We start from the raw sequence: 6,473 nt of genomic DNA, 5'->3' as shown, positions 1-6,473 counted from the left end.
GCCGAAGATTAATCTTCGGCTTTTTTTATTTAGAAAAAATTTGATTCCAAAACATAAAAAAACCTTAAACAATAACGTTTAAGGTTTTACTTTTTTATCTAAATTGTTGTCTTATTTCGCTTCTTCAGACAACATTTGTTTGTATTTTTTACCTTCAATTAATCTTTTTTCTGCCCAAATTGTTCCTCCAGGAATAACTGCAGCAACAAAAAAGATCATAAAAATTTTCCAAGACCAATTGTATTTTTCCTTCAATAAATAAACCAATATAATATAAGCTACAAACAATCCTCCGTGTACGCGTCCTGCGTACGTTACCCAAGTCGGATCTTCCCAAATATATTTCATTGGCATTGCGATAAAAAACAAAACTATCGCAGAAATAGCTTCTAAATATCCAGTAATTTTAAATAATTTCAACATTCATCTTAAATTTGAAGTCAAAAATAATTTTTAATTTTCAAATGAACACTAATAGATATCAGTAAAACAAATACTTAACATCTATTTTACACGTTATTATAAGCAACAATGCGATTTTTAGTTTACATATTTCTCTTTTTTTTCCAAACAATTTTGCTTTTTGGGCAAGAAAAAACGTATCATTTTTTTCGTTATAATGATGATTCAAAATCGTATACAAAAGATTTCGAAAGCAAAAATCTTGATTCATCTTTAGATTCGCTTCAAAAAACGGGTTATTATACTTTGACGATTGATTCGATAAAAAATGAAAAAGTTTATCTAAATAAAGGAAAATTGCACCAAACAATTTGGGTGAAGAACAATGAATTGTTCGAAAATAAAAATAATTATTTCCCAACAAATAATTTAGATTCTATTCTAAATAAAATCGCCAAAATCAACACTAATCAAGGTTATCCGTTTGCGCAAATAAAACTTGTTTCGAATGGTTTTGAAGAAAATGAACAGAAAATTGAATTGGTTTTAGACAAAGGAAATCAGCGCAAAATTGATGGTGTAAAATTGGTTGGTTACGAAAAATTATCCAAAGGTTATTTGCGTCATGGACTTAATATAAAAACCGGCGAAGTCTACAATGAACAGAAGTTGGCAACGATTTCGACATTAATGCAACAAACCAATTATATTGCAGAAGCGCAATTACCACAAACTTTATTTAAGCTCGATTCGACGATTTTATATTTGTATCCTCGCAAAGTGAATTCAAATTATTTTGATGGTGTTTTAGGTTTTGGAACTGATGATAACGGCGATTTTAGATTGAACGGAAATGTACAACTTTCGTTAAATAATGTGTTCAATAGTTTAGAGGAAATCAGGTTAAATTGGATTGGAACAGCGAATAAAAATACGTCGTTGAATATTGGTGTTAAAGTGCCTTATTTGTTCAAATCTGCGATTGGTTCGGAAACTAATTTCAAGCTTTTCAAGCAAGATTCTGTTTTTGTGAATTTGGATTTTTCGGAGCGATTATTTTATCAACTCAACCTCAACTCGAATATTGGTGTGAGCGGAATTATACAATCGTCTAACTTTTTGTTGGAAGATGATTCTTATCTAAAATCGAGCTACGACGATTATTCGAAAATTGGTTTTGGTTTGAGTTATCACTATTTCCTGAAACATCCTTTTCGTTTGATGGAAGGAAAATCGATGTTGAATGTTGCGGTAAATTCGATTCGTAAAAAAGAAAAGAATTTTTCGTGGACAGAAGATTTGGAAAATAAAACCGTCAATCAAGTTGAAGTTGGTCTAAAAACGTTTCGTTTGTTCGAATTATCCAAAAAGCATTTCTTAAAAGCTGGTGCAGAGTTTAGAGGTTTACTCACGAAAGACGATGATTTTTCCGAAAACGAATTGTACAGAATTGGTGGTTTCGGGAGTTTTAGAGGTTTTAACGAAGAAAGTATTACGGCAAATATGTACGGATTTCTGAGTGCAGATTATCGTTTTGTTCCAAGCGAAGCTTTTTATATTGGGCTTTTCGCCGATTATGGTTTTATTGATAACAAACGCGCAAATCTGAACACTTCTTTATTAAGTTTAGGAACTGGAATTTCTTTTTTAACGAAAATGGGAATTTTTAATTTGAGTTATGCAGTTGGTAAAACAGACGAAACTTCTTTCGACTTCAAAGAATCTAAAATCCATTTTGGGATATTAAGTCAGTTTTAAAAAAAATATTTTACTTTAATTTCTATAAACATTTAATAATGAAATATTTATCAATTATATTTTTATTTATATCCATAAATAATTTTGCTCAAGAATATATATTCAAAAATACATGTTATTTAGGAGATGATATACATACTCAATCTATTGATACTATAAAATCTAAAGAAAAACTAAATTTATTATTCTATAATAAACACTATGATTCTTATACTCCATCTTTATTTCCAAATCATTTAGTATCAAAGAAGAAAGAAATAAGACCTCTTGTAAACAAAACAAAAGATGGATATATTGTCGAATATTATGATCAAAATAATAGACTAATAAAATATTCTTTCAATAATCAAGCAAGTAATTTTGATGTAGAAATCATTTATTATAACAATAATTATCCTGAATTTATTATTGAACACTTCTTAGATTTACATCATAGTGAGAATTATATAGCATCTATTACTTATGATTTGAAATATAATCAAAGACAAGAACTTATATTTATAAAAATGATTGATAACAATAAATATAGATGTGAATTAGAAAAAATTAATTAATTATTTTTAATTCTATTAATTACTAATATCTAAAACGAGTTCATTTGTAATAAATGTGACATTACATTTATCTAAAACATGTTCGTTTGTAATAAATGTTAACTTACGTTTATCTCAATCATATCTGTTTGCGATGTTCGTCAAGAAGATTTGATTACAAACAAGGTTATTTATAATAAATGTAAGGCTACATTAATCTAAAACATGTCCGTTTGCAATGTCCGTAAAGAAAATTTCATTACAAACAGGTGTGTTTATCCTTTCCCGAGTCCTCGGTTGATCACAAACAAGTCTGTTTTAGCTTACCAAAAGTATTGTGTGAATGAATACTAAGAAGTTTTATTAAAAAAACTTTAAATTTTTATAGGTTTATTGTTAACATTTTCGTGAAATTAGCTACTTATAAAATACTCACACAAAATAAATTTAAAAATGCGTAAAATTTTTTATCCAGTTTTAGCTTCTGCTTTATTTTTAGCTTCAGCTCAATTGGTGTCTGCACAAGACAATTTAGTTAATTCTTTGAACAAAAATGTTAGTGAAAATAGTAAAGAAGCTTTCAAATTTACTGATGTTATCAATTTAGCTAAAACTCCAGTAGAAAATCAAGGTTCATCAGGAACTTGTTGGTCATATTCAGGAAATTCTTTCTTCGAATCAGAAATGTTAAGAATGGGAAAACAACCTATTCAATTGTCTCCAATTTTCAATGCCAGAAATACATATGTTGAAAAAGGAAAACAATATGTTCGTATGCATGGCGCTACAACTTTAGGTGATGGAGGTTCTTTCTATGATGTTTTAAATACAATCAAAAAATATGGAGCTGTTCCAGAATCTGTATACACAGGTTTGAATTACGGAACAAAAACAAATCAATTTGGTGAAATGGCTGCAATTCAAGAAGGAGTTTTGAAAGCGGTTGTTGCAAATCCAAATGGTAAATTAACTCCAAACTGGGAGAAAGCCTATACAGCTGTTTTGGATAGCTATTTAGGAGAATATCCAAAGGAATTCACGTATAACGGAAAAAAATACACACCACGTACATTTGCTGATCAAGTGGTAGGAATTAATCCAAACGATTATGTTGCGATTACATCTTTTAAAGATCACGACTATTACAAACCGTTTGTATTAGCGATTCCTGATAACTGGGCGTACGAATCTTTCTACAATGTTCCGATGACAGAAATGACTGATAACATTGATTATGCTTTGAAAAACGGATTTACAGTTGCTTGGGCAACAGACGTTTCTGAAAAAGGATTTAGCTGGAAAAATGGTGTGGCTTATGTACCAGAAGTTGATTTTGCAGATATGAATGCACAACAAAAAGCAGATATGTTCAAAGGTCCAAAACCAGAAAAAGTAATTACAGAAGATATGCGTCAAGCTGCTTTTGATGATTACCAAACGACTGATGATCACGGAATGCACATTGTTGGTATTGCGAAAGATCAAAACGGAAAAGATTACTACATCGTGAAAAACTCTTGGGGTTTAACTAACGATTACGAAGGATATCTTTATGTAACAAAAGCATTTGTTCAGTACAAAACAACAAATATTTTAGTTCATAAAAACGGTGTTCAAAAACAAACGTTGAAAAAATTAGGAATCTAATTTGTAAGATAATAAACTAAAAAAATCCACTCAATGAGTGGATTTTTTTTTATTTCACAATAAATGTAATTTGTTTTGTATTAGCTGGCGCAGCTTCCTCCCAGCCTCTTTTGTAATCAAACTGAATTGTACATTCGCCTTTGCTTCCCGCTTTCACAGTATATACATTTTTACTCGGCGCGCCTACCACTCCTTCTTGTTGATTTTTCACATTTGACTTATCAACAATTTTCACACTACAATCTTCTGGTTCAGAAGTAAACCAATCATAACCAGTAGAAGGATTAGCAGTAACTTCTAATTTTACCTGATCACCTTCATTTAGTTTAATCGTTTTTACATTTTCGATTGTATCCAAATTGATCGTTTGTTCTTTACTTGCATTTGTCGCACACGCTGTCAACAAAGTTGCACTTCCTATTAGTAATAAAGTTTTTTTCATTTATGATGGATGATTTTATTTATTTTTTTGATAAAAACAGTTATAAAGCTATTCAACTAAGCGCTTTTTCAACTAATTTTGTACTTTATTTTTTAGTCAATAATTATGCCTCAAAATGTAACGATACGAATTTCTCCTACAGAAGCTGCAAACGAGAAAATTTTGAAACAACGTTTAGCATCTGCTGTTAAAACAAAACCGGAGAATATCAATGCTTACCAAATTATTCGTCGCTCATTAGATGCACGAAGCCGAAATATTATTTCCCAATTACAAGTCAATGTTTTTGTAAATGAAGAATTCTCTGATGCTTTCGAGTTTCATCCAAATCTTCAAAATGTAGAAAACAAACACGAAGTTTATATTGCTGGTGCTGGTCCTGCTGGATTATTTGCTGCGTTAGAATTAATAGAACAAGGTCTAAAACCAATTATCATCGAGCGTGGTAAAAATGTTCGTGATCGTCGTCGTGATTTAGCAGCAATGAATAAAGAAGGAAAAGTAAATCCTGAATCTAACTATTGTTATGGTGAAGGTGGCGCTGGAACTTATTCGGACGGAAAATTATATACGCGTTCTACAAAACGTGGAAACATCCTGAAATCCTTGCAATGGTTTGTCCATTTCGGTGCAACAGAGCGTATTTTACAAGAAGCGCATCCACATATCGGAACGAATAAATTGCCTGGAATTATCGCCAACATGCGTGAAACGATTATTGAATGTGGTGGTGAAGTTTGGTTTGATACAAAACTAACAGATATTATCATCGAGAATAATCAAATCAAAGGAATTGAAATCAATCATGATAAAAAAATTAAAACTTCTTCTTTGATCTTAGCAACGGGACATTCGGCTCGTGATATTTTCAGAATGTTAGATGAAAAAAATGTTTTAATTGAAGCAAAACCTTTTGCATTGGGTGTTCGTGTAGAACATCACCAAAGTTTGATTGATTCTGCTCAATACCATTGTCCAATTGGAACGGAGCGTAATGAATTTCTACCTCCTGCCTCATATTCATTAGTTTCGCAAGAAGCAGGTCGCGGCGTTTTCTCTTTTTGCATGTGTCCTGGTGGAATTATCGCGCCCGCATCTACAGACGAAGGGGAATTGGTGGTAAATGGTTGGTCACCTTCCAAACGTGACGGTTTCTTTGCAAACTCGGGAATGGTTGTAACAGTTGATGAAAAAGATTTTGCTAAATATGGTTTTACTGGACCTTTGGCTGGAATGAAGTTTCAACAAATGGTCGAGCAAAAAGCGTGGCAAGTTGGTGGAGGTAAATTAAAAGCGCCTGCGCAACGAATGACCGATTTTGTTTCAGGAAAATTATCTAATTCATTAAATGATTGTTCTTATTTACCAGGTTTAACATCAGGTTTATTGAGCGAAGTTTTACCAAAAGAAGTTCATCAATCTTTAAAATTAGGTTTCCAAACATTTGGTAAAAAAATGAATGGTTACTATACTGAAAACGCAAATATTGTCGCAACAGAATCCAGAACTTCTTCGCCTGTTCGTATTCCAAGAAATGAAGAAACGTTAGAACATACGCAAGTTGCTGGTTTATTTCCTTGCGCTGAAGGAGCTGGTTACGCTGGTGGAATTATTTCTGCCGCAATGGACGGAGCAAAAGTTGCAATTGCTGTGAAGAATTTTATCGAAAAATAGTTTTATATTTAATACTC

The 6,473-nt window shown here is 31.6% G+C and carries 6 protein-coding genes; 4 read left to right on the top strand and 2 right to left on the bottom strand.

Annotation, left to right across the window (positions count from 1 at the left end; translation table 11 throughout):
- Positions 1 to 111 precede the first annotated feature (111 nt).
- Positions 112 to 423, bottom strand: a complete 312-nt coding sequence (locus tag B4H69_RS06875) for a DUF3817 domain-containing protein (RefSeq protein WP_180905106.1) — start codon at positions 421 to 423, stop codon at positions 112 to 114.
- 108 nt (positions 424 to 531) lie between these two features.
- Here B4H69_RS06875 and B4H69_RS06870 point away from each other — a divergent pair, with 108 nt between their 5' ends.
- The 3 genes from B4H69_RS06870 to B4H69_RS06860 all read left to right on the top strand — a co-directional run bounded on the left by B4H69_RS06870 (position 532) and on the right by B4H69_RS06860 (position 4,340).
- Positions 532 to 2,160 (top strand): hypothetical protein, encoded by a 1,629-nt coding sequence (locus tag B4H69_RS06870; protein WP_180905107.1) that lies wholly within the window; start codon positions 532 to 534, stop codon positions 2,158 to 2,160.
- A 38-nt stretch (positions 2,161 to 2,198) separates the two neighbouring features.
- Entirely contained in the window at positions 2,199 to 2,714 is a 516-nt protein-coding gene (locus B4H69_RS06865) for a hypothetical protein (protein ID WP_180905108.1), read from the top strand.
- A 432-nt stretch (positions 2,715 to 3,146) separates the two neighbouring features.
- Positions 3,147 to 4,340 carry an aminopeptidase C gene (locus B4H69_RS06860; RefSeq protein ID WP_180905109.1) on the top strand — a complete coding sequence of 398 codons (1,194 nt, stop codon included), beginning with the start codon at positions 3,147 to 3,149 and terminating at the stop codon, positions 4,338 to 4,340.
- 49 nt (positions 4,341 to 4,389) lie between these two features.
- Here B4H69_RS06860 and B4H69_RS06855 read toward each other — a convergent pair whose 3' ends face one another.
- Positions 4,390 to 4,782, bottom strand: coding sequence for a protease inhibitor I42 family protein (locus B4H69_RS06855; RefSeq protein WP_180905110.1), 393 nt, complete (start codon positions 4,780 to 4,782; stop codon positions 4,390 to 4,392).
- A 105-nt stretch (positions 4,783 to 4,887) separates the two neighbouring features.
- Between B4H69_RS06855 and B4H69_RS06850 the strand changes: the two genes are divergently transcribed.
- The gene (locus B4H69_RS06850; protein ID WP_286475748.1) at positions 4,888 to 6,456 is read left to right on the top strand and encodes an NAD(P)/FAD-dependent oxidoreductase; all 1,569 of its coding nucleotides are present in this window, start codon (positions 4,888 to 4,890) and stop codon (positions 6,454 to 6,456) included.
- Positions 6,457 to 6,473: the final 17 nt, after the last annotated feature.

The sequence above is a fragment of the Empedobacter sp. UBA6745 genome (assembly GCF_002453775.1).
Lineage (GTDB): Bacteria > Bacteroidota > Bacteroidia > Flavobacteriales > Weeksellaceae > Empedobacter > Empedobacter falsenii_C.
Note: the sequence above shows the minus strand (reverse complement) of the source record. Positions and strands in the feature narration are given on the sequence as shown.

Excerpts from the sequence above, each read along its gene's own strand:
- B4H69_RS06865 (WP_180905108.1), top strand. The coding sequence starts at position 2,199 with ATGAAATATTTATCAATTATATTTTTATTTATATCCATAAATAATTTT.
- B4H69_RS06850 (WP_286475748.1), top strand. The coding sequence starts at position 4,888 with ATGCCTCAAAATGTAACGATACGAATTTCTCCTACAGAAGCTGCAAAC.
- B4H69_RS06870 (WP_180905107.1), top strand. The coding sequence starts at position 532 with ATGCGATTTTTAGTTTACATATTTCTCTTTTTTTTCCAAACAATTTTG.
- B4H69_RS06860 (WP_180905109.1), top strand. The coding sequence starts at position 3,147 with ATGCGTAAAATTTTTTATCCAGTTTTAGCTTCTGCTTTATTTTTAGCT.
- B4H69_RS06875 (WP_180905106.1), bottom strand. The coding sequence starts at position 423 with ATGTTGAAATTATTTAAAATTACTGGATATTTAGAAGCTATTTCTGCG.
- B4H69_RS06855 (WP_180905110.1), bottom strand. The coding sequence starts at position 4,782 with ATGAAAAAAACTTTATTACTAATAGGAAGTGCAACTTTGTTGACAGCG.